We start from the raw sequence: 26,503 nt of genomic DNA on the forward strand, positions 1-26,503 counted from the left end.
CGGCGTGTCCCGGAAAGGGCCCGCCCCCGGCTGCCGCGCGACACCCCATGCGAGCCGAACCAGGACGCGCCAGGCCACATCCAAGGAAATGGCGCTTCGTGCATCATGGAGTTCCCCCGTACGAGCAAGCCCCATGACCCTGGCCAACCCCTCAGCGCCGCGCAGCATCGAAGACCTGCTGCGCATCATGGCCAGGCTGCGCGACCGCGAACACGGCTGCCCGTGGGATCTTGAGCAGGACTTCGCCAGCATCGCCCCGTACACCATCGAAGAAGCCTACGAAGTCGCCGACGCCATCGACCGCCACGACCTCCCGGCCCTGAAGGATGAACTCGGCGACCTCCTGCTGCAGGTCGTCTTCCACGCCCAGATGGCCAAGGAACAAGGCGCCTTCGCTTTCGATGACGTCGTCGAAGCCATCAGCGACAAACTCGTCCGCCGCCACCCGCACGTCTTCGGCGACACCGCCGTGGACGGCGCCGGTGAAGTCACCGCCAACTGGGAAGCCATCAAGCGCGCCGAACGCCAGGCGGCGGGCGAACAGGACGACTCCGCCCTGGCCGGCATTGCCCGCGGCCTGCCCGAATGGCAGCGCGCGGTGAAACTGCAATCGCGCGCCGCCCGCATCGGCTTCGACTGGCCCAACCCGGCCCCCGTGCTCGCCAAGCTGCACGAAGAGATCGACGAAGTCCGCGAAGAATTCGCCCATGGCGACATCGACGCGCGCCACGACCGCCTGCAGGAGGAAATCGGCGACGTGCTGTTCGTCTGCGCCAACCTCGCCCGGCACGCCAAGGTGGACGTCGGTGCCGCCCTGCGAGGCGCCAACCACAAGTTCGAACGCCGCTTCCGCGCCATGGAAGCCCTCGCGCGCGACGCCGGCACCACGCTGGACGCCCTCTCGCTCACCGAACAGGACGCCCTCTGGGACCAGGTCAAGGCGCGCGAACACGCCGAACCATGAAAACCCTGCTGCTGTTCGTCCTCACCGCGCTGGCCGAAATCGTCGGCTGCTACCTGCCGTGGCTGTGGCTGCGCCGCGACGGCAGCGCCTGGCTGCTGCTGCCCGCCGCCGTGAGCCTGGCCGTGTTCGTCTGGCTGCTCACCCTGCATCCCACCGCGTCCGGCCGCGTGTATGCCGCTTACGGTGGCGTCTATGTCGCCGTCGCTTTGCTGTGGCTGTGGCAGGTGGACAAGGTCGCGCCCACGCGTTGGGACCTGCTCGGCGTCGCCCTGTGCCTGTGCGGCATGGCGGTCATCATGTTCTCGCCGCGCGCCGCCTGATCGCCACACGCCGGCGTATGCTGTCGCGGTCGCCACGCCCGGAGGGAGGGCCCATGCGCCGCTTTGCCAGTTTCCGCGAGTTCTATCCTTTCTATCTGGGCGAGCATGCCAACCGCACTTCGCGGCGGCTGCACTTTGTGGGCAGCTGCGGCGTGCTGCTGCTGCTCGGCGTGGCGCTGGTCAGCGCACGGCCGCTCTGGCTGCTGGCGGCGCTGTTCTGCGGCTACGGCTTCGCCTGGGTGGGGCATTTCTTCTTCGAAAAGAATCGTCCCGCCACTTTTCGCCACCCGTTCTATTCGTTCGCCGGCGACTGGGTGATGTTCCGCGACATCCTGCTCGGTCGCATCCCGTTCTGACCCGGGCGTGGGGCATACTCGGCCTTCACGGAACGAGTTAGGAGGGAAGGAGATGTTCACGACAGGTTTCCTGGTGATGGTGCTGCTCGTCGTCTGCGCCATCGTGCTGTTCAAGGCCGTGCGCATGGTGCCGCAGGGCTACGAGTGGACGGTGGAGCGCTTCGGCAAGTACACCCATACGCTGGACCCCGGCCTGCACGTGCTGATCCCGATCGTCTACGGCGTCGGCCGCAAGGTGAACATGATGGAGCAGGTGCTCGACGTGCCGCGCCAGGATGTCATCACCAAGGACAACGCCGTGGTCGCGGTGGATGGCGTGGTGTTCTTCCAGGTGCTGGACGCGGCCAAGGCCGCCTACGAGGTCGCCAACCTGGAGCTGGCCACGATTGCCCTGGTGCAGACCAACATCCGCACCGTGATCGGTTCGATGGACCTGGACGAATCGCTGAGCCAGCGCGAGACCATCAACGCGCAGCTGCTCAGCGTGGTCGACCATGCCACCAACCCGTGGGGCATCAAGGTCACCCGCATCGAGATCCGCGACATCCAGCCGCCGCGCGACCTGGTCGACGCGATGGCCCGCCAGATGAAAGCCGAGCGCGAGAAGCGCGCGCAGATCCTGGAGGCCGAAGGTTCGCGCCAGTCGGAAATCCTGCGCGCCGACGGAGAGAAGCAGGCCGCCGTGCTGGAGGCCGAAGGCCGCAAGGAAGCCGCCTTCCGCGACGCGGAGGCGCGCGAGCGCCTGGCCGAGGCCGAAGCCAAGGCGACGCAGATGGTGTCCGACGCCATCGCCAGCGGCAACGTGCAGGCGATCAACTACTTCATCGCGCAGAAGTACGTGGAGGCGTTCAAGGAACTGGCCACCGCGCCGAACCAGAAGTTCGTGCTGATGCCGATGGAGTCGTCCGGCATCATTGGCTCGATCGCCGGCATCGCCGACCTGGCCAAGGAAGCGCTGAGCGACCGCGCCGCGCCGCCGCCGCGCGGCCCGCAGCCGCCACGCTTCGGAGGCTGAGCCATGCGCACCGAAGTCGTCGTCTGGGCGGCGGTGGCGCTGCTGCTGTTCGCGGCCGAGGCATTGGCGCCGGGCGCGTTCATGCTGTGGATGGGCTTCGCCGCCACGGCGCTGTTCGTGGCGGTCTGGGTCGTGCCGGGCATCCCGCTGCTGGTACAGGTGGTGGCCTTCGTGGTGCTGAGCTTCGTCTCGGTGCAGGCCTACCGCACCTGGTTCCGCCGCGGCGAGCGCCAGAGCGACCAGCCGCTGCTCAACCGCCGCGCCGAACAACTCGTCGGCCGGGTGGTGCGCGTGGAGCAGGCCATCGTCGGCGGCCGTGGGCGGGTCAAGATCGACGACGCGTTCTGGGTGGTCGCAGGCCCGGACCTGCCGGTCGGCACCGAGGTGCGCGTGGTCGCCGTGGACGGCATGACCCTGAAGGTGCAGGCCGCCTGAGCACGGCGCGCTGCACTGCTCCGTGATCGCCCGCCCCCTGGCGGGCGATAATGGGCGTCTTTCCCTCGGAACCGACGCCATGAGCCTGAAGCAGACCATCCTCAACGCCAGCCACCGCGCCCTGGGCGCCAAGATGGTGGACTTCGGGGGCTGGGACATGCCCATCCACTACGGCTCGCAGCTGGACGAACACCACCTGGTGCGCCGCGACGCCGGCATGTTCGACGTCAGCCACATGACCGTGGTCGACCTGCACGGCGCGCGCGTGCGCGAGTTCCTGCGCCACCTGCTGGCCAACTCGGTCGACAAGCTCAAGGTGCCGGGCAAGGCGCTGTACACCTGCATGCTGAATCCGCAGGGCGGGGTGATCGACGACCTGATCGTCTACTACCAGGCCGAGGATTTCTTCCGCCTGGTCGTCAATGCCGCCACCCGCGAGAAGGACCTGGCGTGGATCAGCGAGCAGGCCGGCCGCTTCGACGTGCGCGTGGAAGAGCGCCCGGATTTCGCGATGATCGCCGTGCAGGGCCCGACCGCGCGCGAGAAGGTCATCTCGCTGCTGGCCGCCGGCGACCAGGCCGCCGCGCGCAAGCTCGGCCGCTTCGCCGCGCTGCATGCCACCTCCACCGGCGGCGTGCCGCTGTTCGTGGCGCGCACCGGCTACACCGGCGAGGACGGTTTCGAGATCGTGCTGCCGGAAGGCGAGGCGGTCGGGTTCTGGAACGCGCTGCTGGAAGTCGGCGTCAAGCCGGCGGGCCTCGGCGCGCGCGACACGCTGCGCCTGGAGGCGGGCATGAACCTCTACGGCCAGGACATGGACGATGCGGTGACGCCGTTCGAAGCCGCGCTGGCCTGGACGGTGGCGCTGGACGAAGGCCGTGACTTCATCGGCCGCGGCGTGCTCGAAGCGCAGCAGGCCGGTGGCGCGCCGCGCCAGATGGTCGGCCTGGTGATGGACGAGAAGGGCGTGCTGCGCCACGGGCAGAAGGTGCTCACCGCGCAGGGCGAGGGCGAGATCCTCTCCGGCACGTTCTCGCCGACGCTGGGCAAGGCGATCGCCTTCGCGCGCGTGCCGGCCGGCGAACCGGGCGAGGTGCGCGTGGACATCCGCGGCAAGGAAGTGCCGGTGCGCGTGGTCAAGTTCCCGTTCGTGCGCGAAGGCCAGGCCCAGGCCGGCGTGCTCGGCTGAGTCATGCCCTTCCACCGGCGGTGGGTGATGCATCCGCCGCCGGTTGGTTAAACTACCCACCCATCCCCGTACCCCGTTTTCCCGGAGCTTTCCCATGAGCGAGATCCCAGGCGACCTCAAGTTCCTCAAGTCCCACGAGTGGGCCCGCGTCGAAGGCAATGGCCGCGTCACCGTCGGCATCTCCGACCATGCGCAGGGCCTGCTGGGCGACCTGGTCTACGTCGAGCTGCCGAACGTCGGCGACACCGTCCAGGCCGGCAACGGCGCGGCGGTGGTCGAGTCGGTCAAGGCGGCGTCGGACGTCTACAGCCCGGTCAGCGGCAAGGTGGTCGAGGTCAACTCGGCGCTTTCCGACAAGCCGGAGACCATCAACGAGGACGCCTACGGCGACGGCTGGATCTTCGTGGTCGAAGCCAGCGAGCCGGAACAGCTCAACGAGCTGCTCTCCCCGGACGACTACGCCGAACTGCTGGACGACGACGCTCACTGATCCTTCACGACAGCGGGCAGCGCGAAAAACGGCCGCGAAAGCGGCCGTTTTTCTTTGCGCGCGATCCGGCGCCAGGCGCGCGCGGCGGGTCGGCGCGCGCGCCGGCTGCCGGTGCGATGGACGCGGCGCGACGGATTCGTCGGACGTGCGCCGCGATGCATGCCGGGCGTTGGCGCGCGCGTCGCGCGACCATCGACGCGGTCGTCGCGGCGGTCGTCGCGGCGTTCGCCGGGGCGGAAAAGTTTGCGCATTTCGCCCGATGCGATGCCGCGAAAGCGGCCTTGGCGAAAAAAATTTTCAGCCGTCGGGAGCGCGCGGTTGGGCACGAGACAGGCGGCTGGCGCGCACGCGTGCGCGGGCGTGGCGGTTTCGCCCGCATTGCAATGCGTTGAAGAAATACAGCTGAAAAGAAGCGCTTTTTTTTTCCGCGTAGTGGCAACGCGTGCTTCGGGCGTGCGCATGCGTGCCTTCCCGGGGCGTTGGATCGGCGCATCGGGAAGCCGGCGCGCCGGCGCCCGGTCGAAAAAAAATTTCGCGGGAGTGTTGACAGTAAAAAAAACCGTGATTAGGTTTCGCCCCAAGCAGACGTTGCTGCCACAGAAGAGTGAGCCGAATCGACATCACGGTGACAAGCAAGAACCTCGCGTCCACCCCGGTACCTAAGAAGGTGGATATGGGTCTGCTTCCCTCCGCGAAAACCGCAACGTCCTTCCAACATGCACCCGTGTCGGCGTTCGGCGCGGGTGTTTCTGTATCCGCCGCGTCGATCCGACGGCCAGGCGGTATCCGCGGGCGGAGTCCCGCCGCGGACTTTGGTTTCACTGGGCACTCAACTCCATAGTTCACTGACGAGGAGCCATCACATGGCCACTAAGAAAGCTGCGAAGAAACCGGCCGCCAAGAAGGCGGTGAAGAAGACTGCGAAGAAGGCTGCTGCCAAGAAGACCGTTAAGAAGGTCGCCAAGAAGGCCGCCGCGAAGAAGGCGGTGAAGAAGGTCGCCAAGAAGGCGGTGAAGAAGACCGCGAAGAAGGCCGCCAAGAAGACCGCTGCCAAGAAGGTCGCCAAGAAGGCCGTCAAGAAGACCGCCAAGAAGGCAGTGAAGAAGACTGCCAAGAAGGCCGTCAAGAAGGTTGCCAAGAAGTCGGCCGCCAAGAAGGTCGCCAAGAAGGCGGTGAAGAAGACCGCCAAGAAGGCTGCCAAGAAGGCCCCGAAGAAGGCTGCGAAGAAGGTCGCCAAGAAGAAGCCGGCCGCTCGCAAGAAGAAGGCCGCTCCGGTCGCCCTGCCGGCTACCCCGGCACCGCTGATCTGATTCATCCGTCCCGATAAGCCGTACATCAACTCCCTTCCCGGTGCCCAGCGGGAAGGGAGTTTTTTATGGGGGGTGAGAACCTGCTGCGCAGGTTTCACTACCCAAAGTTTGCTTTGCAAACTTCGGGCCCCGACTCCTGCCTTGCCTATCCCCGCGGCTGTCGCCGCGCCCCCTTAACAGAAGGGGGCTGTCCTCCAGATGCATCTGGAGGTTTGCCCAAAGTCAAAAAAAGAAAAGGGCGGCTCGTGGCCGCCCTTTCGTGTTTCCGGAGTGAGGTGGATCAGCGCGGCGAGGCGTTGGCCTTGCCGGTGGAGACGCCACGCTTGGGCGCCGCTTCCGGGCGTTCGGCCAGGATGTTGTCGCCGCCGAAGTCGCTGTCCACGTCGATGTCGAGCCAGCGCTGCGCGGGCAGGCCCATCGCGCGGTCGAGGATGGTCGGCAGCAGGCCGGAGGGCAGGCCGCTTTCGCCGTTCCACAGGATGGCGATGCCGAGGTCGCGTTCCGGTACCAGCGCGACCAGGCCGCGATAGCCCTGCACGGCGCCGGCATGGAAGACGACCTGGTGGCCGGCGTAGTCGAACACGCGCCAGCCCAGTGCGTAGCCGGCCGAGTTGACGCGCTCGTGGCGCCAGCCCGAACGCATTTCGCCCGGAGTGGAAATCAGCGGGGCATGCAGCGTGGCCAGCAGCGGGGCGGGCAGCACGTCGGGGCGATGGCCGGTCTGGCCGAGCAGCCACTGCGCCATGTCGGTGGCGCTGGCGTTGACGCCGGCGGCCGGGGCGAGGCGGTAGTACGTCGGCTTGGGCGTCAGCGCGACCCAGCCGTTGCGGCTGCGCACGTGCGGACGCGCCCAGCTCGGGCTGGCCTGGATGCCGGCCAGGCCCATGCTCGCGTCGTTCATGCCGAGCGGCTTGAAGATGCGCTTCTCGACCGACTGCTCGTAGAAGTTGCCCGAGGCGGCAAAGACGACATCGCCGACCAGGCTGAAGGCGACGTTCTGGTACGCATAGCAGGCACCCGGCGCGCAGCGCAGCGGGGCGTAGGCGAGCTTGTGGCTGAGGGTGTAGTAGTCGTCGTTGGATTCGACGTCGCGGTCGTAGGCGTTGCGGGTGAGGCCGACGCGGTGGCTCAGTACATCGGCGATGGTGAGCTGGCGCGTGGCGACCGGGTCGCTGAGCTGGAAGCCGGGGACGTAGTCGACGACCTTGCTGTCCCAGCGCAGGGTGCCATCATTGACGAGCAGGCCGGCCATGGTGCCGGCGAAGGCCTTGGACAACGAAGCCAGGCGGAAGACGGTGTGCGCGTCGACCGGTTGCGGATGGTTGACGTCGGTGACGCCGAAGCCACGCGCGCTGAGCACGCGGCCGCCTTGGACGATGGCCAGGGCCATGCCCGGAACGCGTTCGCCGTAGGTCAGTTGTTCGGCCATGGATTCAAACGCGGCCGCATCGAAGCCCGGCGCCAACGGCTGCACCTGCTCCTGCCCGAGGGCAGTGCGGTACGGCATGGGTTGGGTGGACGCGGCGGCGACATTGAACGCCTGCAACGTCTGCGACGCCGGTGCCGGCGTCTGGGCGGTGGAAGACAGCGCGAAGGGCATCAATACCCCGAGCAACCCCGATGCAACCGGACGAAGACGCCGGCGCTTGCTCATGTCTTTCATGGATTGTTTGCCGCCTGTGAACCTGCTTGAAGGGATTCTAGCGCCGGTTTTCCGGATAGCACAAACCGCAACAAAATGAATGGGCAGGGTGTTGATCTTGTAGGGAATTTTGCTACGGCTGTTGCAGATTCAGGCGGGTTGGCGGGCGCTGGCGTCTCGGCCTCTCCGTTACCCCGCGCGGCCGCCGGGGGCAGGCCCCTTTCGGGACACGCCGTGAATCCATCCATGGAGGCTCGTCGGCGACATCCATGTCGCCAACGGTCCCGAAAGGGGCCTGCCCCCGACGACCCCATGGATCTGGAGGGACGGGAACGCGGAGCGCAACGCGCGGTGCAACGCGCGATGCGTTGCACTGCGCTGCGGGGGCGTCAGGGGGCGGCTGCGTCGAGGATCAGGTCCGCGGCGCGCTCGGCCATCATGATCACCGGGGCGTTGGTGTTGCCGCCCGGCAACGTCGGCATCGCCGAGGCGTCGATCACGCGCAATGCGTCCACGCCTTTGACGCGCAGGTGCGGATCCAGCACGGCGTCGTCGTCGTCCGGTGCGCCCATGCGGCAGGTGCCGACCGGGTGGTAAATGGTCTCGGCCTTGGCGCGGATGAAGTCGATCAGGCCGGCGTCGTCCAGGTCGTCGCGCGCGGGGAAGATCGGGGCGCCACGCCAGGCGTCGAAGGCCGGTTGCGCCAGGATGTCTCGCGAGAGCCGCGCGCACGCCACCATCATCCGCAGGTCGAAGCCCTCCGCGTCGCTCAGGTAGGCCGGGTCGATCAAGGGAGTGCTCAACGGGTTGGCGTCGCGCAAACGCAGCGTGCCGCGGCTGCGTGGGCGCAGGAAGCAGGCGTGCAGGGTGTAGCCATCGCCCGGCAGGCGATGGCGGCCGTGGTTGTCGAGCATCGCCGGGACGAAGTGCAGCTGGATGTCCGGACGCTCGTCGCGCGCCAGCGGCGAGCGGTGGAAGCCGCCGGCTTCGGCGATGTTGCTTGTGCCCGCGCCCTGGTGGCCGCGCAGGAAGTAGTGGAAAGCGATCGCCAGTTCGTTGCTGCGGTCGTAGCTGACGCCAGGCACGGTGTGGAAGAGCGTGCAGATGTCCAGGTGGTCCTGCAGGTTGCCGCCCACGCCCGGCAGGTCGGCGTGCACGTCGATGCCGTGCGCGCGCAGGTGGTCGGCCGGGCCGAGGCCGGAGAGCATCAGCAGCTGCGGGGAGTTCACCGCGCCGGCGCAGAGCAGCACTTCGCGCGCGGCGCGGGCGGTGGTGGCGATGCCGCGGCGCGCGTAGCACACGCCGGTGGCGCGGCCGCCTTCGATCAGCACGCGGTGCACCTGCACGCCGGTGACCACGCGCAGGTTGCGGCGTGCGCGGATCGGCCGCAGGTAGGCGGCCGCGGAGGAACAGCGCGCGCCGTCCTTCTGGGTGACCTGGTAGAAGCCCACGCCGGCCTGTTCGGGGCCATTGAAGTCGTGGTTGGCCTGCAGGCCCGCCTGCACGCCGGCGGTGACGAAGGCTTCGGACAGCAGGTTGCGGTGGCGCAGGTCGCTGACGTACAGCGGGCCCTCGCCGCCATGCAAGGCGTCGGCGCCGTGCTCGTTGTGTTCGCTGCGGCGGAAGTAGGGCAGCACGCTGGCCCAGTTCCAGCCTTCGGCGCCGGCGCGCGCCCAGTCGTCGTAGTCGCCGGGCACGCCGCGGGTGTAGCACATGGCGTTGATCGAGCTGGAGCCGCCCAGCACCTTGCCGCGCGGCCACCACAGCCGGCGGCCGTCGAGCGCGGCCTGCGGCTCGGTGTCGTAGTTCCAGTTCACCGCGCGCTGGTTGACCAGCCGCGCCAAGCCGGCGGGCATGTGGATGAAAGGGTGGTAGTCGCGCGGGCCGGCTTCGATGAGCAGCACGCGGCAGTGCGGGTCGGCACTGAGGCGGTGGGCCAGCACGCAACCGGCGGAGCCGGCGCCCACGATGACGTAGTCGTACACGCATTCCCTCCCCGGAACTCGCGTCCGCCGAGCATAGGCAGATGGCGGCGCGCCGGCAACGCGCTGTCATGCCCACGGAACTGGCGGCGCGGCGGGGCATGGGCTAACTTGCGCGCTTTCACCTCCCCCCGGAGCCAGACCATGTTCCTCCGCCACCCGGGCACGTCCTCGTGCCGGTGCCCATGAGCGCGGCCTCCTCCCGGACACCCGGCGCCGTCGGCCGCTTCCGCGATGCCCTGCGCGGTTCGCCGGCGCTGTGGTGGTCGTTCGTGTACTTCTTCTGCCTGCTCAGCGGCTACTACGTGCTGCGGCCCGTACGCGAGGCGATGAGCGCCTCCGCCGACGTGGAAGCGGTGTTCCCGCGGGCGATGATCGATTTCTTCGGCGCCCACGGCATGCCGTTGAAGGATTTCACCCTGCAGGTGCTGTTCACCTGCACGTTCCTGATCATGCTGGTGCTGCAGCCTCTCTATGGCGCGCTGGTCAGCCGCTACCCGCGACGGGTGTTCCTGCCGGTGGTGTACGGGTTCTTCATCGTCACCCTGCTGGTGTTCTACGTGCTCTTCGACACTGGCGTGCCCGGGCGCGGCATGGCCTTCTTCCTGTGGATCACCGTGTTCAACCTGTTCGCGGTGGCGGTGTTCTGGAGCTTCATGGCCGATGTCTTCAGCAATGCCGAGGCCAAGGCGTACTACGGCTACATCGGCGCGGCCGGCACGCTGGGCGCGTTCCTGGGGCCGATCCTGACCCGCACGCTGGTCGAGCGCATCGGCATCGCCCACCTGATGCTGATCTCGGCCGGCTTCCTGTGCGTGTGCATGGTCTGCCTGCTGCGCCTGCGCCTGTGGGCGGTGAAGCGCGAGCAGGCGCAGCGGCTGGCCAGTGGCGAGGTGCCGATGGGCGGCAGCGTGCTGGCCGGCCTGCAGCTCATCGTGCGCGAGCCGCTGCTGCGCTGGCTGGCGATCATGGTGCTGTTCGGCGTGGGCATCGGCACGCTGCTGTACAACGAGCAGGCGGCGATCGTGCGCCGGCTGTTCACCGACCCCGCGTCGAGCACCGCGTACTACGCCACCATCGACCTGGCGGTGAACGCGCTCACGTTGCTGGTGCAGGTGTTCCTCACCCGCCTGCTGCTGTCGCGCTACGGCATCGCGCCGGCGCTGCTGATTCCCGGCGTGGCGGTCATCGTCGGCTACTCGATCCTGGCCGCGTCACCGCTGCCGATGATGGTGGCGGTAGTGCAGGTGGTGACCCGCGCCAGCGAATTCTCGCTGGCCAAGCCGGCGCGCGAGACGATCTACACGCGGGTGGACCGCGAATGGCGCTACAAGGCGGGCGCGGCGATCGACACGGTGATCTATCGTGGCGGCGACCTGACCTTCGCCTGGGTGCACAAGCTGCTCTCGGCGTTCGGCCCGCACGTGCTGTTCGGCGGCGGCCTGCTGGCCGCGTGCGGCATGACCTTTGGCGCGTGGCGCCTGCTGCGCGAGGCCGACAAGTTGCCGGCGGAGCGCCGCGACGGCGTTCCTGCCGACGCTCGCGCCGCCACTTCCTGATCCGCTTGCCGCGCGCCACCCGGCGCGGGGATGATGCCGGCATCGCCGCCGGCGAAACCGACGAAGGACCGTAACGATGCTGTTTGCCCAGATCCTCGCCACCGTGGTGGCGCTCCTGCACGTGTACTTCCTGGTGCTGGAGATGTTCCTGTGGACCCGCCCGCTGGGGCTGAGGGTGTTTCGCAACACGCCGGAGAAGGCGCAGACCACCCGCGTGCTGGCCGCCAACCAGGGGCTCTACAACGGCTTCCTCGCCGCGGGCCTGCTGTGGGGCGTGGTGGCCGCGCGCGCCGACGTGCTCGCGTTCTTCCTCGGCTGCGTGGTCGTGGCCGGGCTGTATGGCGCGTGGAGCGTGAGCCGGCGCATCCTGTGGATCCAGGCCGCGCCGGCGGCGGTGGCGCTCGTGCTGCTCTGGCTGGGGCGCTGAAGCAGGCCGCCGTTTTGAACTGACGGGTGTCAGCCCTTCCGCGGCGACACCCACATCTCGATGCGCGCCTGGAACACCTGCTCGCCCGCATCGTTGCGTACCACCACGTCCACCGGCAGGCCGTAGCCTTCGGCCGCCTCGCGCAGTTCGATGGCCGGGGTCGCGGTCGCATGCATCGTGCCGGTCGCCTTGCGCTGGTATTGCACCGCCATGCCCTTGGGAATCCAGCGCATCGTCGGCGGCAGGCTGGCATCGACCATCACCCCGCCCACCAGCTCGGCCAGGTTGCACAGGGCGATCGCGTGCACGGTGCCGATGTGGTTGTGCACGCGCCGGCGGTCGGCGATGCGGGCCTCGCACACGCCCGGCGCCAGGTGCGTGATGCGCGGGGCAATCGTGCCGAAATAGGGCGCCTTGAAGCAGATCGCGCGCGAGAACAGCCAGTGGCCGCACGGCCAGCGGGTGATGCGCTGGTACAGCCGCAGCAGGGACGTCATGGGATGTTTCCTCCGGATACGAAGACGGCGGGCCGAAGCCCGCCGTCCTGGGTGCCACTGGTCAGGCTCAGGCCGCTTCGCGCGACTGGCCGCCCTTGGGCTGTTCGTAGTACGTCGCCGCACGCAGCTCGTGGGTGTCGAAATCGTCCACGGTGATGGTGTCCATGGTGATCTCGCGCAGCTCTTCCAGCAGCTTGCGTTCTTCGGCGTTGAGCACGCCCTCGGCCACGGCCTCGTCGAGCTGCGCGCTGAACTCCAGCGCCTCGATGCCCTTGGTCTTGAGCGCCTTGAGGAACTTGCGCTCCACCGGCTCGGCCATCACGGCCTTGGCCAGGTAGCTGGCGATGCGGCCGCCCGGGTTGTTTTCGCACGGGGTCAGGAACACGCCCTTGCCCAGGCGGTCGCGGGCCTCGTTGGGCGCCATCAGCAGCGCGGCGACGCGACGCGACAGGCGGTCGCCCGGCGCTTCGGCGCGACGGCCGAACGGGAAGATCAGCGCCCACATCAGCCAGCCGACCGGACGGATCGGGAAGTTGCGCAGCGCGGCCGACAGCGAGGTCTCGATCTTGTGCACGCTGTCGTGGAAGGCCCAGGCCAGCAGCGGCTGGTCGGCCTGCGGCGCGCCCTCGTCGTGGTAGCGCTTGAGCATCGCGCTGGTCATGTAGATGTGGCTCAGCACGTCGCCCAGGCGGCCGGACAGCGATTCCTTGAACTTGAGCTTGCCGCCCAACATCATCATCGAGACGTCGGCCATCAGCGCCAGGTTCGCCGAGTAGCGGTCCAGCTTGCGGAAGAAGCGGCGGGTGTAGTCATCGCCCGGGGCGCTGCCGAAACGGGCGCCGGTCAGGCCGAACCAGAACGAACGCACCGCGTTGGAGATGCCGAAGCGGATGTGGCCGAACAGGCTCTGGTCGAACTCTTCCAGGCCGCGCGCGGTGTCGCTGTCCTGGGCGGCCTTCATTTCCTTCAGCACCCACGGATGGCACAGGATCGCGCCCTGGCCGAAGATCAGCAGGCTGCGGGTCATGATGTTGGCGCCTTCGACCGTGATGCCGATCGGCGCGGCCTGCCAGGCGCGGCCGGCGAAGTTGCGCGGCCCCAGGATGATGCCCTTGCCGCCCACCACGTCCATCACGTCGCTGATGACCTCGCGGCCCATCGTGGTGCAGTGGTACTTGGCGATCGCCGACGGCACCGACGGCACGTCGCCACGATCCACCGCCGCGGCGGTGGCCTGCGACAGCGCGCTGATCGCATAGGCCTTGCCGCCGATGCGCGCCAGCGCCTCTTCCACGCCCTCGAAGCGGCCGACCGACAGGCCGAACTGCTTGCGGATGCGCGCGTACGAACCGGTGACCACCGCGCCGAACTTCGCGCCGCCCGACGCGGTGGAGGGCAGGGTGATCGAGCGGCCCACAGCCAGGCACTCGTTGAGCATGTTCCAGCCCTTGCCGACCATGTCCACGCCGCCGATCAGCTGGCTCAGCGGGATGAACACCTCGTGGCCGTGGATCGGGCCGTTCTGGAACGGCGAGTTGAGCGGGAAGTGGCGGCGGCCGATTTCCACGCCGGGCGTTTCGCGCGGCAGCAGCGCCAGGGTGATGCCGATGTCCTTGGTGTCGCCGATCAGGCCTTCCGGGTCGTACATGCGGAACGCCAGGCCGATGATCGTGGCGACCGGGGCCAGGGTGATGTAGCGCTTGTCGAAGGTGAGCTTGACGCCGAGCACGTTGGCGCCATTCCACTCGCCCTTGCAGACGATGCCGTAGTCCGGGATGGAGGTGGCGTCGGAGCCGGCGAACGGGCCGGTCAGGCCGAAGCACGGCACTTCCTGGCCGGCGGCCAGGCGCGGCAGGTAATGGTCCTTCTGTTCCTGGGTGCCGTAGTGGACCAGCAGCTCACCCGGGCCGAGCGAGTTCGGCACGCCGACGGTGGAGCTGACCACGCTGGAGACGGAGGCCAGCTTCTGGATCACCTTGTGGTGCGCCAGCGCGCTGAAGCCCAGGCCGCCGAACTGCTTGGGAATGATCATGCCGAAGAAGCGGTTCTTCTTGATGAAGTCCCACATGTCCGGCGGCAGGTCGGCATGGACATGGGTGATTTCCCAGTCGTTGATCATCTTGCACAGCTCTTCCACCGGGCCGTCGAGGAAGGCCTGCTCCTCGGCGCTCAGCTCCGGCTTCGGGTAGTTGAGCAGCTTCTGCCAATCCGGGTCGCCGGTGAACAGCTCGCCTTCGAAACCAACCGAGCCGGTTTCCAGCGCGATGCGCTCGGTCTGCGAGAGCGGCGGCAACACCTTGCGGAACACCTTCAGCAGCGGCGCGGTCAGCAGCGGCTTGCGGATGAAGGGCAGCAGCACCGGCACGGCGACCAGGGCGACCAGCACCGCGGCCACGATCGTGGCGGTGGCGTTGGCGCCGAGCAGCCAGCCGGCGACCAGCAGCGTGGCGCTGATCGCCACCCAGGCGGCCAGGCGCATGCGGTGGTAGGCGGCGAAGCCCGCCGCCAGCAATACAAGAAGGAAAGGCGCGACGATGCTCATGGTCCTGCTCCAGTAACGTACTCGGTAGCGTGCTTGATGTCGGTGGACGCCGGTGGGGCGAGCGCCGGCAAGGCGTCCAGATAGTGCAACACAGCGGCGGTAAATGCGCTGTTTTCGTCGCCGGCGACCATGTGGGTGGCCTCCGGCAGCCGCACGTGTTGGGCGTGCGGCACGAGCGAAAGGAATTCGGCCACGGTCTGCGGGCTCACCAAGTCGCTGCGCCCGCCGCTGACCAGCAGCACCGGGCAACGGATCTGCGCGGCGGCGTGCAGCAGCACCTGCTGCTGTTCGTGGGCATCGCCGCCGGCGAGTTCGTCGATCAGGCGCGGATCCCAATGCCAGTACCAGCGGCCGTCGGCGTCCTCGCGCAGCAGCTTGCGCAGGCCGTCGCCGGACTTGCGCGGGCGGTGCGGCAGGTAGTCGGCAATGGCGTCGGCGGCGGCATGCAGGGAGTCGAAGCCATCCGGATGGGCGCTCATGAAGCGCAGGATGCGTTCGACGCCGGCGGTCTCCCAGCGCGGCGTGATGTCCACCAGCACCATCGCGCGGAACAGGCCCGGCCAGCGCGATTCGGCCAGCAGGCCGAACAGCCCGCCCATCGAGGCGGCCACCAGCACCGGCGGCGGCGACATCTCGCCGGCGATGACGATCAGGTCGTCGGTGAACTGGGTGCCGTCGTAAGGCAGCGTGGCGGGATTGCGGCTCGATTCGCCATGGCCGCGCGCATCATAGGAAAGCGTGGCGTAGCCGGATTCGGCGAGCACGCGGGCGGTGTCGTCCCAGGCCTTGCGCGTCTGGCCGAAGCCATGCGCCAGCACCACGCTGCCACGATGGCCGTCGCCCAGGCGGGAGGCGGCCAGCCGGGTATCGCCCGCGCCAGCGAGCAGCGCGTCGGGAACGTGTGTCAGCGGAGGGAGGTGGCTAACCATACCTAATGGTATGGATGCGGCGGAGGCCCTGTCAATACTGGTTGGTATGGAGGTGCAGAGTCAGGCGGGGCGCGGCTTTCCGCACCCCGCGGAGGCCTCGCATACTGCAACCGACTGCGGCGTATGGTTAAATCACGAGATGACCGACGATAACGCATCGCAGAACGACGCCCCGGGCCGTGCGGCCGGTGGCCGCAACAACCGCCTGAGTGCCGAAGACTGGGCCCAGGCCGCGCTGGACCTGATCGCCGAACAGGGCGTGGGCGCGGTGGCGGTGGAGCCGCTGGCCCGCCGGCTCGGCGTGACCAAGGGCAGCTTCTACTGGCATTTCCCCTCGCGCGATGCACTGCTGCAGGCGGCGCTGGAGCGCTGGGAACTGTTCGAGCAGGAGCAGGTGTTCGGCAGCCTGGAAGACGTCGTCGACCCGAGCGTGCGACTGCGCGCGCTGTTCCAGCTGGTGGCGCACGAGGTCAAGCCGCACGTCATCTACAGCGAACTGCTGAAGGCGCTCGACCACCCGGCGGTGCGCCCGGTGATCGACCGCGTGTCGCAGCGGCGCATGGAATACCTGGTCGCCTCGTTCCGCCAGGCCGGCCTGAGCCGCACCGACGCGCAGCATCGCGCGCGGCTGGCGTACGCGGCCTATGTCGGCTTCCTGCAGCTTTCGTTGCAGCTGCAGCAGCCCAAGCAGGCGCGCGAGGATTTCGAGGCGTATGTCGAACACGTCATCGCCACGTTGATCCCGGCCTCGGCCTGATTCCGCCGAAGGCTTCGATGCGAAAGGGCGCCGAAAGGCGCCCTTTTTCGTGGATGGCGATGGCGCAAAAAGAAAGCGGCCCCCTTTCGGGGGCCGCTCCTATCGACGTCCTGTCGATATCGATCAGAAGCGCTGCACGTACTTGGCGTAGATGAAGCGGCTGTAATCGAAGCCACCGTAGTAGGCGAAGTCGCTGTTCGGCGAGGAGAACATGATCGGACCCTGGTGGTCGAACACGTTGTTGGCGCCGATGGCGATGGTCGCGTTCCACGGAGCCTTCCAGCTGACCTGCAGGTCGTGGAAGGTGTTGGAGCCCGTCCAGCGCACCGGATCCGGCTCGCCGTTCGCGTAGTGGTCAGGATCCGTGCAAGGACGGTTCGTGACGCACGATTCCTTCATGCCCGAGTAGTAGCGAGCGGTGTAGTTGACGCTGAAGTCACCCAGCGACCAGTCCACGCCCACGTTCGAACGCACGCGGAAGTAACCCGCGTCGCCGACACGGCCGATCATGATGTCGTTGCCGTCCGAGTCCTGGCCGGCTTCGTCGTACTTGCTGACGTAGCTGGTCTGCCAGTCGATGGAGAACTGGCCGATGCCGAACTCCGGCAGGCGGTACTTCACGCCGAAGTCGTAGCCTTCGGTTTCCAGCTCGCCGAGGTTGGCCAGGCCGTAGAACATGGCGCTGATGTGGCCGTCGGCGGCGCGGGTGATGCCGTCGCAGCGCGAAGCATTGCCCAGCACGTAGCAGTCACGCAGGATGCGGTCCACGCTGTCGGAGATGATCGCGTCGGTGATCTTGTAGCTGTACCAGTCCAGCGACAGGTCCAGGCCCTCGACCCACTGCGGGCTCCACACGATACCGGCGGTCTTGCTCTTGGACTTCTCCGGCAGCAGGTTCGGGTTCGAACCGCTGATGAACTGGTCCGGGGTCTGGCACGGATACGCCGTGCAAGGCACCAGGCCCTGGCCCAGCTGCACGTAACCGGCCGGCACGCCGGCGGCATTACAGGCAGCATTGCCGTTCACGCTGTTCGGGGCGCCGATGCCGCACGGGTCGACGTACGACTCGAACGAGGAACCGATGCCGCCGTACAGGTTGTCGATGGTCGGCGCGCGGAAGCCCTCGGCGTAGGTGCCGCGGATCAGCAGGCCGTCGATCGGACGCCACACCAGGCCGAACTTCGAGTTGGTGGTGTCGCCGAAGTTGTCGTAATCCGAGTAACGGGTCGCGACGTTGAGCGACAGTTCCTTGGCGAACGCCATGTCGGCCAGGATCGGCACGTTCAGTTCGAGATAGATTTCATCCAGCTCGTACTTGCCTTCGGTGGTGGTCGCGGCCAGGCCGGTGCTCTGGCCCGACTGGTTGAACGCGTCCGGCACGAAGCGGCCCGATTCCTCGCGGTGCTCCACGCCCACGGCCAGGCCCAGGTCACCCGCCGGCAGCGTCACGATCGAACCGGAGAGGTTCGCGGTGTAGCTGGTGGTCTTGGTGCGGCCGGTGTCGGTGTAGTACGGGAACAGGAACTTCTGCAGGTCCGGATCGGACAGCGAGCCCTGGCCAGCCACGCCGTACGGCAGCAGCGGGTTCCACGGGCGGCACGAGCCGAGGTCGATCGGGTTGGCGGCGGTACCGCACTGCGCGACGCCGTCACCGTTGATGAACGACGGGCCCAGGGCCTGCTCGGTGGCGATCAGGCTGGCATCGCCGTGGCCGGTCTTGGTGGTGTCGTTGCGGTTCCACAGCGCGCCGACGTCCCAATCCCACGCGTGGTCGCCGATCTGGAAGGCGCCGCTGATGGTCGGGGCGAAACGCAGGGTCTTCAGGCTGCTGTCGGTGGTGCGCGGCACCTCCCACAGGCGGCGACGGAAGGCCACGTCGCGGCCGACCGGGTTGAAGGCGCTGTCGGCATCCAGCGGGGTGCCGAACGAACCCGACTGGTACGGGTAGCCGGCGATCTGCTGGTGGGTCTGGCGCTCGTTGTAGAGCATGTCGGCGTTGAACACGACCGTGTCGGTCAGGTCGTAGTTCGCGTTGACGTACAGCGACTTGCGCTCGATACCGGTCTGGAGATACATCTCCTGGTTCGAGTTGGCGTACTCGGCCGCGGTGATCGGGTGGTAGTCAGCGACGTTGGTCGGATCGCCGCCCTGGTTCAGGGTGCACCAGGTGGTCGCGCCGCCCGGGCCGCACGGGCCGGACCACGAACCGTTGTAGCTCACCGGGCTCCAGCCCGAACCCGGATAGTCCGGACCGGCGTTGCCGTAGGCCGAGAAGTCACGATCCTTCGCGAACACCGGATCTTGCTTGTAGTACTCGGCGGACAGGGTGACGCCGCCGCGCTCACCCTGCGAGCCGATGGTCAGCCAGTACTGCTCGGTGTCGCTGTCGCCTTCGCTGAACTGGCCGAAGTAGGCACCGGCCTCGGCGCCGTCAAAGCGCTTGCGGGTGATGATGTTGACCACGCCGGCGATGGCGTCCGAACCGTAGATCGACGAAGCGCCGTCCTTCAGGATGTCGATGCGCTCGATCGAGGAGAACGGAATCTGGCCCAGATCCTGGTAACCGCCGGTGGTGGCACCGGCGCGCTTGCCGTTGATCAGCACCAGGGTGCGCGGGGCGCCCAGGTTGCGGATGTCGATGTAGTAGCCGCCGACGTTTTCGCCGGAAGCCAGCGCATCAGCGCGCGAGATCGCCGGAGAGCCGGCCGAGGTCAGGTTCTGCAGCACGTCGGCGACCGAGGTGAAACCCTGCTTTTCCAGGGTCTGGCGGTCCAGCGAGATGATCGGCTGCTGCGTCTCCATCTCCGAGCCGCGAATGCGCGAACCGGTGACTTCGATGCGATCCAGGTTGGTCGGGTTGCTCGACTCCTGCGCGTAAGCGGCGGTGGCAGTGCCACCGGCGCCGACGGCGAGCGCGAGCACAACTGCATCACGCAGTGTGTTGGACTTGCAATTCATTAGCTCTCTCTCCAAGTGAGATCTTGGTCTTGCCAAGGGTTTGGCCAGCGGAGGTTTCGAAAAAGCGAACCCAAAACCGACAGGCTTGACCCGATGGTAGCCGCGTTTTCCGGAGAATTAAAGTACCGTTAACGCATGAGAAGGAACGCGTGAAATCCCCTTGCACTGATAGGTGACTTATGCACCCGCGAGGTGCAGCGGCCCCAACGCAAAACGCCCGCGCAAGGCGGGCGTTTTTTCGATAAATCACATTGCAATCAGTGCGTTACAAGTCCTGTTCGTAACGAACATACGGCACCGTGCCGTCGCTGTTGCTCTCGTTGTTGGGCGCGAAGGGATTTTTCCCGCGTGTGACGATGTTCTCAGCACCAACGGTCAGCTGGCCGCTCCACGGGGTGCGCCAGGTGATGCCCAGGCCCAGGCCCTGCCACTTTTCCGGCTGGCCCGGCACGTCGACGACGCGGCCGATGATGTTGGCGCTGAATGCGCCATACCCGCCGCCAACGCTCAGCGTCTTGCTGTCCCACTCATCGGCCAGCGCCGGCGCGGCGTCGGCCAGCGGCACCAGGCGCGCCTTGGCGAACGTGCCGCCGATGGAGACGAATCCTTCGCGGCCGATGTTCTTCTGGCCGAATACCGTCAGGTCGTTCTGCTCCACGCGCGAGGCCGGCGAACGCACGTTGCCGGTGAGCCAGGCGGGGAGGGTGTCGCGGCCGGTGCCGGCGGTCAGGCCCAGGCGGGTGCTGCCTCGGTTGAAGCCCAGCGTGCCGGACAGATGCCGGTTGCTCGCGGCGTCGTCCTCGTCATCCCCCAGCGTGGCCAGCATGCAGTGGCTGGCTAGCCCGCTGATGCTCGTGCCGCGGCTGCTGTTGCACAGCAGGCCGAGCGAGTCGCCGGAAGACAGGCCAAAGGCGGCGTCCAGGGAATTGCGGCCGAAGTGCCAGCGCGCGCCGGCCTTCTGTTCGCCGGTCGGCTCCAGGTAGAGCAGGGCCTCGACCTTGCCGCTGCCCTGGTTCCAGACCGGGATGACGGTGCTGCTGTCCTTGGCCGGCAATGCCTGCGCATGCGCGCCCGTGGCCGCGGCGAGCGCGGTCAGCAGGGCAAGCGAAAGGCGGGCAAGGGTGCGCATGTCGTTCGTCAGACCAAAAGGCAGGCGTCTAGTTCCCGTGGAACCAGGCCGACGATGCTAGGCGGTTTATGATTCTTTAACAAGTCTCCGTCCTCCCCAGAACGTAGTCCCGTCAATCTGTTACGGCTGTTACTGAAGCCGCTCAGGAGCCGGCGCATTGGCCGACGGTTCAGCGAACAATACGCCGAATTCGGTCAAAGGGAAGTGATATTCACGCCCGCAGAACTCGCAGCGGATCTTGACCGCGCCGGTGGGTTCGGCGGCGGCGCGGGCCTCTTCCTCGCCCAGTGCGCGGAGCATCGCTTCCACCCGTTCGCGCGAGCACGAGCAGGCGAAGGCCAGCGGCTTGCCGCCCAGCAGTTCCGGCTGCTCTTCGTGGAACAGGCGGTGCAGCAGGGCAGGCCCCTCTACTTCGAGCAGCTCGGGCGCGGCCAGCGTGTCGAACAGGGCGCTGACGCGGTTCCAGCCATCTTCGTCGCCGCTGTCGCCGGGCAGCTTCTGCAGCAACAGGCCGGCGGCCTGCTCGCCGTCGGCGGCCAGCAGCAGGCGGGTCGGCAGCTGCTCGGACTGGCGGAAATAGTCCTCGAACGCCTCGTCCAGCGTGCTCGCGTCCAGCGCCACCAGGCTCTGATAGCGCTGCGGCTCACGCGGGTCCAGGCCCGGGTTTTCGATGGTGATTGCCAACAGCGCATCCTCGCCGAGGGTGCGCAGGTCGGTGGGGGCGTCGCCGTCCTCGTCGAGTTGCACGATGCCGCGCAGCGTGCCGGCCGCGGTGCATTCGGCGAACAGCGTGCGCAGCGCGCCGTCGCCGCCGTTGCGCAGCTGTACCGACAAACGCCCGTCCACCTTGGTGTGCCCGGTGAACAGCGCCGAGGCCACGCAGGCTTCGCCGAGCAGCCGGCGGGCGGCGGGCGGATAGTCGGCGCGGCCACGGATTTCCTGCCAGGCGGCGCCGAGCTGGACGTGGACGCCGCGGACGCCGGCGGTGGGGAGCAGGAAACGGGTCAGTCGGTCTTGTGCGTTCATCGGTACGGGAGGTGAGCATGGGCGGCGCCTGTTGCCGGATAATGCAGCAGGCGACCGGAAGCGGGGGAATGCAGTGACGATGGGGGCGCAAGCGGAAATCCACAAGGCGGCGCCACCTTCGCGCTGGCGACGCTGGCGCAATTGGCTGCTGGCCGCGCCGCTGCTGTTCGCCGCGGCCAGCGTGCTGCAGGTGCTGGTGCTGCGCTTCGTCGATCCGCCGTTCACCACCACCATGGCGTTGCGTTACGTGGAAGCGTGGGGTGAGGGCGACTGGGGTTTCCGCCTGCGCTACCAGTGGCGTGACCTGGACGAAATCGCCCCGAGCGTGCCGATCTCGCTGATCGCCGCCGAAGACCAGCGCTTCCCGTTCCACAGTGGCTTCGACCTGCAGGCCATCGAGAAGGCGCGCGACCACAACGCACGTGGTGGCCGCCTGCGCGGCGCCAGCACGATCAGCCAGCAGGTCTCCAAGAACCTGTTCCTGTGGCAGGGGCGCAGCTGGATCCGCAAGGGCCTGGAGGCTTGGTACACGGTGCTGATCGAGCTGCTGTGGTCCAAGGAGCGGATCATCGAGGTGTACGCCAACATCGCCGAGTTCGGCGATGGCGTGTATGGCGTGCAGGCCGCGGCGCGGCAGTTCTGGGGCAAGGACGCCGCGCGCCTGGCGCCCGGCGAGGCCGCGCGCCTGGCGGCGGTGCTGCCGGCGCCGCGACGCTACGACGCGCGCAACCCCGGCCCCTATGTGCAACGCCGCGCGGCGTGGATCCAGCGCCAGACCCGCCAGCTCGGCGGCCCGGGCTACCTCTCGCCGTGAGCCGGCGTGGCTGGCCGCCGCGCGGCCGGCTACGTACCATCGCCGCATGTCCGATCTGCTGACCGTCGTCGTCGCCGCCTGCAACGAGGCCGAGAGCCTGCCGCGCCTGCATCCGCGCATCATCGCCGCGCTCGAGGCGGTGCCCGGCCTGCAAGGCCGCGTGCTATACGTGGATGACGGCAGCAGTGATGGCACCTGGCCGGTGCTGCAACGCCTGGTATCGGGCGACGTGCGCGTCGGGGCGATCCGCCTGTCGCGCAACTTCGGCAAGGAACTCGCGTTGACCGCCGGCCTGGACCAGGTGACGACCGGCGCGGCCCTGCTGCTCGACGCCGATGGCCAGGACCCGCCGGAACTCATCGCGCAGTTCGTGGCGCTGTGGCGCGAGGGTTACGACAACGTCTTCGGCACGCGCCGCGTGCGCGCCGGCGAGAGCTGGATCAAGCGCGCCGCCGCGGCAAGTTTCTATCGCGTGATTGGCCGTTTGTCGCGCACGCCGATTCCCGCCGACACCGGGGATTTCCGCCTGTTGTCCCCGCGCGCGCTGGCTGCCCTGCACCAGCTGCGCGAGCGCCATCGCTTCATGAAAGGCCTGTTCGGCTGGGTGGGTTTCCGCCAGGTCGCGCTGCCCTACGACCGTTCGCCACGTTTGGCCGGAAGCAGCAAGTTCACCTTGTGGAAGCTGTGGAATTTCGCGCTGGAGGGCATCACCAGCTTCTCCACCGCGCCGCTGCGCGTGGCCACCTACCTGGGCCTGTTCACCGCCGTGTTCGCGCTCGCCTTCGCGGTGTGGGTGGTGGTGAAGGCCGCGCTGTGGGGCGACCCGGTCGCCGGCTGGCCGACCATGATGGCCGTGATCCTGTTCCTGGGCGGCGTGCAGCTGATCGCGCTGGGGTTGATCGGCGAATACCTCGGCAGGCTCTACGACGAGGCCAAGCTGCGCCCGTTGTACTTCGTCGACACGCGCATCGGTGGCACAGGCGTATCCTCCGGCCATCCTTCCAGGCAGGGAGCGTCAAGCCATGTTGACGGTGCGGCAACTGTTGGGGATGAAGAAGGCTGAGGTCTTCGCCGTGGGCAGCGATGCGGCGGTGATCGATGCCATCCGGCTGATGGCCGACAAAAGCGTCGGCGCAGTGCTGGTGATGCAGGGCCAGCGGCTGGTCGGGATCGTGTCCGAGCGCGATTACGCCCGCAAGGTGGTGCTGCGCGACCGCGCTTCGGCCACCACGCGTGTCTCGGAGATCATGACCGCCGAGGTCGTGACGGTGGATCCCGGCGATTCGGTCGAACACTGCATGCAGGTGATGACCGAACGGCGCTTTCGCCACCTGCCCGTGGTCGAGGGCGGCGTGGTCAAGGGCGTGGTGTCGATCGGCGACCTGGTCAAGGCGGTCATCGAGGACCAGCGTCGCGACATCGACCAGCTGCAGCGCTACATCGCCGGCTGAGTTTCAGCGCGCGTACTGGCCGCCGCAGTCGGCGTCCTTGCCCGGGCCGGTCTCGATGGTGGCCAGCAGCGCGGCCGGCGGGGCGATCGTGCCCAGCGCCACGGCGATCGCGCCGCGCACGCCGAGCGCCTTCAGGTCCGGGAAGAACGACGGATCGGCGAAGGTGCCGCCGATGCGCAGCGGCGAGCGGAAGGTGAGGATGCTGCGGTCCTTCGGGCGCGGCTTGAGCAGCAGGTCGAGCTTCTCGTCCTTCAGGTTGATCGTGCCTTCGCCGAGGATGATCGTGTCAGTGGTGTCCACCGCCAGCGAGCGACTGGTCATCAGGCCGTCGCGCACGCCGAAATCGGCGAACGCGCAACGCAGCGGGATCTGCTTGTCCTTGGTGATGAGGAACTTGACCGACTCGGTCACGTCCAGGCCGGCCAGTTCCATGATCAGGTTGCCGATGTGCCCGCGGCCCATTGCCACGCCGAGCGTGCCGTCGCTGCTGCCGAGCATCTGCGCGATGGAATTGCCGGTGCCGCTCAGTTCGACATTGCCGCCGATGGCGCCTTCGGCCTGCTGCGCGAGCTTGGCGTCCGGGAACAGCTGGCCCAGGTGCAGGCCGCGGATCTGCGCCTGCAGGCGCGTGGCGATCTGCGGCTTGCGCGCGTCCATGCGGATGTTGGAGCGGATGTCGCCGCCAGCCACGCCGAAATTGAGCGGATGCAGTTCCAGCAGCCCGTCGTGCAGGCTGAGCGTGGCGTCCATGTCGTCCAGTGGCAGCGACGGCGCATTGATGCGCTGCGCGCGCCAATGCACCTCGGCATCCATCGCGCGCAGCTTGGAGAGGTCGTAGGGCTTGGTCGGCAGCACCTTGCCGCTGGCCTTGATCTTCGCCGCCTCGGCCTTCTGCTCCGCGTTGGCGGTTTCGCCCGCATCGGTTTTCGGCGGCGCGCCGACGAAGCCAGCGAGGTCGTCGAAGTCCAGCCGTTTGGAGACGAGTTCGGCGTGCAGCAGCGGGCGTTCCGGCGCGGTGTCGACTTCGACGTCGCCGGCGAGGTCGCTGTCGCCCGCGCGGCCCTTGAAGTCCAGGTAGCGCCACACGTCGTTCTCGCGCTGCAGGCGGCCATCGAGCTGGTACGGCGGCGTGGAAGGAATGGCCAGGCCCAGCAGCGGATACAGGTCTTCCATGTCCTGGCCGGAGAGCGCCATCTGCAGGTCGAACACGCGGAACTGGAACGGATTGGTCAGCGTGCCGCGCACGTGCGCCTTGGTCGCGCCGGCACTGCCGCGCAGGTCGATGCGGAACGGATGTTCGGTCTGGCTCAGTTCCAGCGGCGAGGCGGTGCTGCCGCGCAGGGTGAACGGATTGCCCTGCCAGCGGCCCTTGCCTTCGATGGCGATCGGCGCGGCATCGTCGGCCTTCTTCACCGGCAGGCTGTTCACGCTGACGTTGATATCGGTCTTGCCGGCGGCATCGACGAACTTCAGCTGGCCGTCGGTGATGCGCAGGCGCCCGAGCGCGGGCAGCGTGCCGTCGCCGCCGCTTTCCTTGAAGACCCAGTTGCCGGGATGGTCCTGGGTGCCGGTTTCCAGCAGCAGGTCGGGCTTGGAGAGGCGGATTTCCGGAATCTGCACCTTGCCCACCAGCAGGGGCCAGAAGCGCACGTCGATCTCCGCGCGGTCCATGGCGGCCATGCGCGGGGTCTTGGACCAATCGGCATTGGCGAGCGTGATGTCGTCGCCGCGGATCGTGGTGACGCGGCCGAGGTCCACGTCCAGATGGCCGAGATGGAACTCGCGGCCGGTGCGGGCTTCCACCGCGCGTTCCACCGGGCCGCGGAACCAGTTCCAGTCCCACAGCGCGATCAGCAGCAGGATCAACGCGACGACGACGCCCAGCGCGGCCAGCCAGCGCTGGCGACGGGGCGTGAAGTGGCGTTTCGGGGCAGCGGGAGCGGCGGACGCATCATTCATGCGTCCATGGTTCGGATCAGCGCGTGCAAGCCGCGCGAACGGCATTTGAAGGGCGCGTCACAACACCTGCGCGGTGACCGCCACGAAATGGCACACGCTGCCGGCTAGCACGAACAGGTGCCAGATGGCGTGGAAGTAACGCACCGAGTCGCGCTGGTAGAACCAGGTGCCCAGCGTATAGAACAGGCCGCCAGCGAGCAGCCAGCCCAGCGTGAACGCATCGAGCGAGGTCAGCAGCGGCTTGATCGCCACGATCACCAGCCAGCCCATCGCGATGTAGATGATGGTCGACAGCAGCCGGAAGCGGCCGGTGAAGAACAGCTTGAACACCACGCCGGCCACCGCCAGCGACCAGATCGCGGTGAACAGGCTCCAGCCCCATGGGCCACGCAGGCCGATCAGGGTGAACGGCGTATAAGTGCCGGCGATCAAGAGATAGATCGCGCAGTGGTCGAAGATCTGCAACCGCGCCTTGGCGCCCGGATGCGGGATGGCGTGGTACAGCGTGGAGGCCACGTAGAGCAGCAGCAGGGTGGCGCTGAATACGATGGTGGTGGCGAGCTGCCAGCCGTCGCCGTAGATCGCGGTGAGGGTGATCAGCACCGAGCCGCCGGCCAATGCGGCGATGGCGCCCAGGCCGTGGGTGAGCGCACTGGCGAGCTCGTCGCGCAGATCGGTGGAGGGCGATGCGTCGGCGTTCATGCCCGCCACGTTACCTGAGTCGAGAAGGATTCGCATCGCCGGGAACGCCA

The 26,503-nt window shown here is 67.8% G+C and carries 25 protein-coding genes; 14 read left to right on the top strand and 11 right to left on the bottom strand.

Translation table 11 applies throughout. The annotated features are described in order from the left end of the window. The first annotated feature begins 133 nt into the window (after positions 1-133). The 7 genes from mazG (at position 134) to gcvH (ending at position 4,769) form a co-directional block, all read left to right on the top strand. On the top strand, positions 134-964 hold the full coding sequence (mazG, locus tag ARC20_RS03755) for a nucleoside triphosphate pyrophosphohydrolase (protein WP_057644543.1): 831 nt from the start codon (positions 134-136) through the stop codon (positions 962-964). Next, positions 961-1,284, top strand: coding sequence for a YnfA family protein (locus ARC20_RS03760; RefSeq protein ID WP_057644545.1), 324 nt, complete (start codon positions 961-963; stop codon positions 1,282-1,284). The genes mazG and ARC20_RS03760 overlap by 4 nt, the downstream gene beginning before the upstream one ends. 53 nt (positions 1,285-1,337) lie before the next feature. Beyond that, positions 1,338-1,640: an Mpo1-like protein gene (locus tag ARC20_RS03765; RefSeq protein WP_057644549.1), complete on the top strand. Its 303-nt coding sequence runs from the start codon at positions 1,338-1,340 to the stop codon at positions 1,638-1,640. A gap of 52 nt (positions 1,641-1,692) precedes the next feature. After that, on the top strand, positions 1,693-2,655 hold the full coding sequence (locus ARC20_RS03770) for an SPFH domain-containing protein (protein ID WP_057644552.1): 963 nt from the start codon (positions 1,693-1,695) through the stop codon (positions 2,653-2,655). 3 nt (positions 2,656-2,658) lie between these two features. Next, complete coding sequence (locus ARC20_RS03775) at positions 2,659-3,090, top strand: NfeD family protein (protein ID WP_057644554.1); 432 nt, start codon at positions 2,659-2,661, stop codon at positions 3,088-3,090. Positions 3,091-3,169: 79 nt separating this feature from the next. Next, positions 3,170-4,279, top strand: coding sequence for a glycine cleavage system aminomethyltransferase GcvT (gene gcvT, locus ARC20_RS03780; RefSeq protein ID WP_057644558.1), 1,110 nt, complete (start codon positions 3,170-3,172; stop codon positions 4,277-4,279). A gap of 94 nt (positions 4,280-4,373) precedes the next feature. Beyond that, complete coding sequence (gcvH, locus tag ARC20_RS03785) at positions 4,374-4,769, top strand: glycine cleavage system protein GcvH (RefSeq protein ID WP_057644561.1); 396 nt, start codon at positions 4,374-4,376, stop codon at positions 4,767-4,769. Here the strand turns inward: gcvH and ARC20_RS18165 are convergent. Next, the gene (locus ARC20_RS18165) at positions 4,763-5,230 is read right to left on the bottom strand and encodes a hypothetical protein (RefSeq protein WP_146165875.1); all 468 of its coding nucleotides are present in this window, start codon (positions 5,228-5,230) and stop codon (positions 4,763-4,765) included. The two genes, gcvH and ARC20_RS18165, sit on opposite strands and share 7 nt — an antisense overlap. A gap of 402 nt (positions 5,231-5,632) precedes the next feature. Between ARC20_RS18165 and ARC20_RS03795 the strand changes: the two genes are divergently transcribed. Beyond that, the gene (locus tag ARC20_RS03795) at positions 5,633-6,079 is read left to right on the top strand and encodes a hypothetical protein (protein WP_057644568.1); all 447 of its coding nucleotides are present in this window, start codon (positions 5,633-5,635) and stop codon (positions 6,077-6,079) included. 280 nt (positions 6,080-6,359) lie between these two features. Here ARC20_RS03795 and ARC20_RS03800 read toward each other — a convergent pair whose 3' ends face one another. Together ARC20_RS03800 and ARC20_RS03805 are read right to left on the bottom strand one after the other, a co-directional pair. After that, the gene (locus ARC20_RS03800; protein ID WP_057644571.1) at positions 6,360-7,742 is read right to left on the bottom strand and encodes a serine hydrolase domain-containing protein; all 1,383 of its coding nucleotides are present in this window, start codon (positions 7,740-7,742) and stop codon (positions 6,360-6,362) included. A 368-nt stretch (positions 7,743-8,110) separates the two neighbouring features. Continuing rightward, the gene (locus ARC20_RS03805) at positions 8,111-9,706 is read right to left on the bottom strand and encodes a GMC family oxidoreductase (protein WP_057644574.1); all 1,596 of its coding nucleotides are present in this window, start codon (positions 9,704-9,706) and stop codon (positions 8,111-8,113) included. A gap of 182 nt (positions 9,707-9,888) precedes the next feature. Here ARC20_RS03805 and ARC20_RS03810 point away from each other — a divergent pair, with 182 nt between their 5' ends. After that, positions 9,889-11,262, top strand: a complete 1,374-nt coding sequence (locus tag ARC20_RS03810) for an NTP/NDP exchange transporter (RefSeq protein ID WP_057644712.1) — start codon at positions 9,889-9,891, stop codon at positions 11,260-11,262. A 76-nt stretch (positions 11,263-11,338) separates the two neighbouring features. After that, positions 11,339-11,689 carry a DUF1304 domain-containing protein gene (locus ARC20_RS03815; protein WP_057644578.1) on the top strand — a complete coding sequence of 117 codons (351 nt, stop codon included), beginning with the start codon at positions 11,339-11,341 and terminating at the stop codon, positions 11,687-11,689. A gap of 29 nt (positions 11,690-11,718) precedes the next feature. On the opposite strand, the gene ARC20_RS03820 is transcribed toward ARC20_RS03815, so the two are convergent. The 3 genes from ARC20_RS03820 to ARC20_RS03830 form a co-directional block, all read right to left on the bottom strand. Further along, the gene (locus ARC20_RS03820; protein ID WP_057644582.1) at positions 11,719-12,186 is read right to left on the bottom strand and encodes a hotdog fold domain-containing protein; all 468 of its coding nucleotides are present in this window, start codon (positions 12,184-12,186) and stop codon (positions 11,719-11,721) included. Between the two features lie 67 nt (positions 12,187-12,253). Next, positions 12,254-14,728: an acyl-CoA dehydrogenase gene (locus ARC20_RS03825; RefSeq protein WP_057644585.1), complete on the bottom strand. Its 2,475-nt coding sequence runs from the start codon at positions 14,726-14,728 to the stop codon at positions 12,254-12,256. Then, on the bottom strand, positions 14,725-15,657 hold the full coding sequence (locus ARC20_RS03830) for an alpha/beta fold hydrolase (RefSeq protein ID WP_057644588.1): 933 nt from the start codon (positions 15,655-15,657) through the stop codon (positions 14,725-14,727). Before ARC20_RS03830 ends, ARC20_RS03825 begins: the two co-directional genes overlap by 4 nt. Positions 15,658-15,796: 139 nt before the next feature. On the opposite strand from ARC20_RS03830, the gene ARC20_RS03835 reads away from it, so the two are divergent. Next, positions 15,797-16,414 carry a TetR/AcrR family transcriptional regulator gene (locus ARC20_RS03835; RefSeq protein WP_057644592.1) on the top strand — a complete coding sequence of 206 codons (618 nt, stop codon included), beginning with the start codon at positions 15,797-15,799 and terminating at the stop codon, positions 16,412-16,414. A gap of 123 nt (positions 16,415-16,537) precedes the next feature. On the opposite strand, the gene ARC20_RS03840 is transcribed toward ARC20_RS03835, so the two are convergent. The 3 genes from ARC20_RS03840 to hslO form a co-directional block, all read right to left on the bottom strand. Continuing rightward, positions 16,538-19,372 carry a TonB-dependent receptor domain-containing protein gene (locus ARC20_RS03840; RefSeq protein ID WP_057644594.1) on the bottom strand — a complete coding sequence of 945 codons (2,835 nt, stop codon included), beginning with the start codon at positions 19,370-19,372 and terminating at the stop codon, positions 16,538-16,540. Positions 19,373-19,637: 265 nt separating this feature from the next. Next, positions 19,638-20,468, bottom strand: a complete 831-nt coding sequence (locus ARC20_RS03845; protein WP_057644714.1) for an XOO1806 family protein — start codon at positions 20,466-20,468, stop codon at positions 19,638-19,640. 162 nt (positions 20,469-20,630) lie between these two features. Then, positions 20,631-21,527, bottom strand: a complete 897-nt coding sequence (gene hslO / locus ARC20_RS03850; RefSeq protein WP_057644596.1) for an Hsp33 family molecular chaperone HslO — start codon at positions 21,525-21,527, stop codon at positions 20,631-20,633. A 79-nt stretch (positions 21,528-21,606) separates the two neighbouring features. Here hslO and mtgA point away from each other — a divergent pair, with 79 nt between their 5' ends. Genes mtgA through ARC20_RS03865 form a run of 3 tightly spaced genes read left to right on the top strand, consistent with a single transcriptional unit; the run spans position 21,607 to position 23,792 of the window. Beyond that, on the top strand, positions 21,607-22,341 hold the full coding sequence (gene mtgA / locus ARC20_RS03855; RefSeq protein WP_057644598.1) for a monofunctional biosynthetic peptidoglycan transglycosylase: 735 nt from the start codon (positions 21,607-21,609) through the stop codon (positions 22,339-22,341). Between the two features lie 46 nt (positions 22,342-22,387). Next, positions 22,388-23,404 (top strand): glycosyltransferase family 2 protein, encoded by a 1,017-nt coding sequence (locus tag ARC20_RS03860; RefSeq protein WP_057644602.1) that lies wholly within the window; start codon positions 22,388-22,390, stop codon positions 23,402-23,404. Next, positions 23,364-23,792, top strand: coding sequence for a CBS domain-containing protein (locus tag ARC20_RS03865; RefSeq protein WP_057644717.1), 429 nt, complete (start codon positions 23,364-23,366; stop codon positions 23,790-23,792). Before ARC20_RS03860 ends, ARC20_RS03865 begins: the two co-directional genes overlap by 41 nt. 3 nt (positions 23,793-23,795) lie before the next feature. On the opposite strand, the gene ARC20_RS03870 is transcribed toward ARC20_RS03865, so the two are convergent. Continuing rightward, positions 23,796-25,751 (bottom strand): AsmA family protein, encoded by a 1,956-nt coding sequence (locus tag ARC20_RS03870; RefSeq protein WP_057644606.1) that lies wholly within the window; start codon positions 25,749-25,751, stop codon positions 23,796-23,798. A gap of 57 nt (positions 25,752-25,808) precedes the next feature. Beyond that, positions 25,809-26,453, bottom strand: coding sequence for a PAQR family membrane homeostasis protein TrhA (trhA, locus tag ARC20_RS03875; protein WP_057644609.1), 645 nt, complete (start codon positions 26,451-26,453; stop codon positions 25,809-25,811). Between the last annotated feature and the right edge of the window lie 50 nt (positions 26,454-26,503).

Origin of the sequence: Stenotrophomonas panacihumi (assembly GCF_001431645.1) — a bacterium.
In the GTDB taxonomy this organism is placed as follows: domain Bacteria; phylum Pseudomonadota; class Gammaproteobacteria; order Xanthomonadales; family Xanthomonadaceae; genus Stenotrophomonas_A; species Stenotrophomonas_A panacihumi.

Bases quoted from the DNA above. Each gene is read 5' to 3' on its own strand.
- mazG (WP_057644543.1), top strand. From the start codon at position 134: ATGACCCTGGCCAACCCCTCAGCGCCGCGCAGCATCGAAGACCTGCTG.
- ARC20_RS03760 (WP_057644545.1), top strand. From the start codon at position 961: ATGAAAACCCTGCTGCTGTTCGTCCTCACCGCGCTGGCCGAAATCGTC.
- ARC20_RS03765 (WP_057644549.1), top strand. From the start codon at position 1,338: ATGCGCCGCTTTGCCAGTTTCCGCGAGTTCTATCCTTTCTATCTGGGC.
- ARC20_RS03770 (WP_057644552.1), top strand. From the start codon at position 1,693: ATGTTCACGACAGGTTTCCTGGTGATGGTGCTGCTCGTCGTCTGCGCC.
- ARC20_RS03775 (WP_057644554.1), top strand. From the start codon at position 2,659: ATGCGCACCGAAGTCGTCGTCTGGGCGGCGGTGGCGCTGCTGCTGTTC.
- gcvT (WP_057644558.1), top strand. From the start codon at position 3,170: ATGAGCCTGAAGCAGACCATCCTCAACGCCAGCCACCGCGCCCTGGGC.
- gcvH (WP_057644561.1), top strand. From the start codon at position 4,374: ATGAGCGAGATCCCAGGCGACCTCAAGTTCCTCAAGTCCCACGAGTGG.
- ARC20_RS18165 (WP_146165875.1), bottom strand. From the start codon at position 5,230: ATGCGCACGCCCGAAGCACGCGTTGCCACTACGCGGAAAAAAAAAGCG.
- ARC20_RS03795 (WP_057644568.1), top strand. From the start codon at position 5,633: ATGGCCACTAAGAAAGCTGCGAAGAAACCGGCCGCCAAGAAGGCGGTG.
- ARC20_RS03800 (WP_057644571.1), bottom strand. From the start codon at position 7,742: ATGAAAGACATGAGCAAGCGCCGGCGTCTTCGTCCGGTTGCATCGGGG.
- ARC20_RS03810 (WP_057644712.1), top strand. From the start codon at position 9,889: ATGAGCGCGGCCTCCTCCCGGACACCCGGCGCCGTCGGCCGCTTCCGC.
- ARC20_RS03815 (WP_057644578.1), top strand. From the start codon at position 11,339: ATGCTGTTTGCCCAGATCCTCGCCACCGTGGTGGCGCTCCTGCACGTG.
- ARC20_RS03820 (WP_057644582.1), bottom strand. From the start codon at position 12,186: ATGACGTCCCTGCTGCGGCTGTACCAGCGCATCACCCGCTGGCCGTGC.
- ARC20_RS03825 (WP_057644585.1), bottom strand. From the start codon at position 14,728: ATGAGCATCGTCGCGCCTTTCCTTCTTGTATTGCTGGCGGCGGGCTTC.
- ARC20_RS03830 (WP_057644588.1), bottom strand. From the start codon at position 15,657: ATGGTTAGCCACCTCCCTCCGCTGACACACGTTCCCGACGCGCTGCTC.
- ARC20_RS03835 (WP_057644592.1), top strand. From the start codon at position 15,797: ATGACCGACGATAACGCATCGCAGAACGACGCCCCGGGCCGTGCGGCC.
- ARC20_RS03840 (WP_057644594.1), bottom strand. From the start codon at position 19,372: ATGAATTGCAAGTCCAACACACTGCGTGATGCAGTTGTGCTCGCGCTC.
- hslO (WP_057644596.1), bottom strand. From the start codon at position 21,527: ATGAACGCACAAGACCGACTGACCCGTTTCCTGCTCCCCACCGCCGGC.
- mtgA (WP_057644598.1), top strand. From the start codon at position 21,607: ATGGGGGCGCAAGCGGAAATCCACAAGGCGGCGCCACCTTCGCGCTGG.
- ARC20_RS03860 (WP_057644602.1), top strand. From the start codon at position 22,388: ATGTCCGATCTGCTGACCGTCGTCGTCGCCGCCTGCAACGAGGCCGAG.
- ARC20_RS03865 (WP_057644717.1), top strand. From the start codon at position 23,364: ATGTTGACGGTGCGGCAACTGTTGGGGATGAAGAAGGCTGAGGTCTTC.
- ARC20_RS03870 (WP_057644606.1), bottom strand. From the start codon at position 25,751: ATGAATGATGCGTCCGCCGCTCCCGCTGCCCCGAAACGCCACTTCACG.
- trhA (WP_057644609.1), bottom strand. From the start codon at position 26,453: ATGAACGCCGACGCATCGCCCTCCACCGATCTGCGCGACGAGCTCGCC.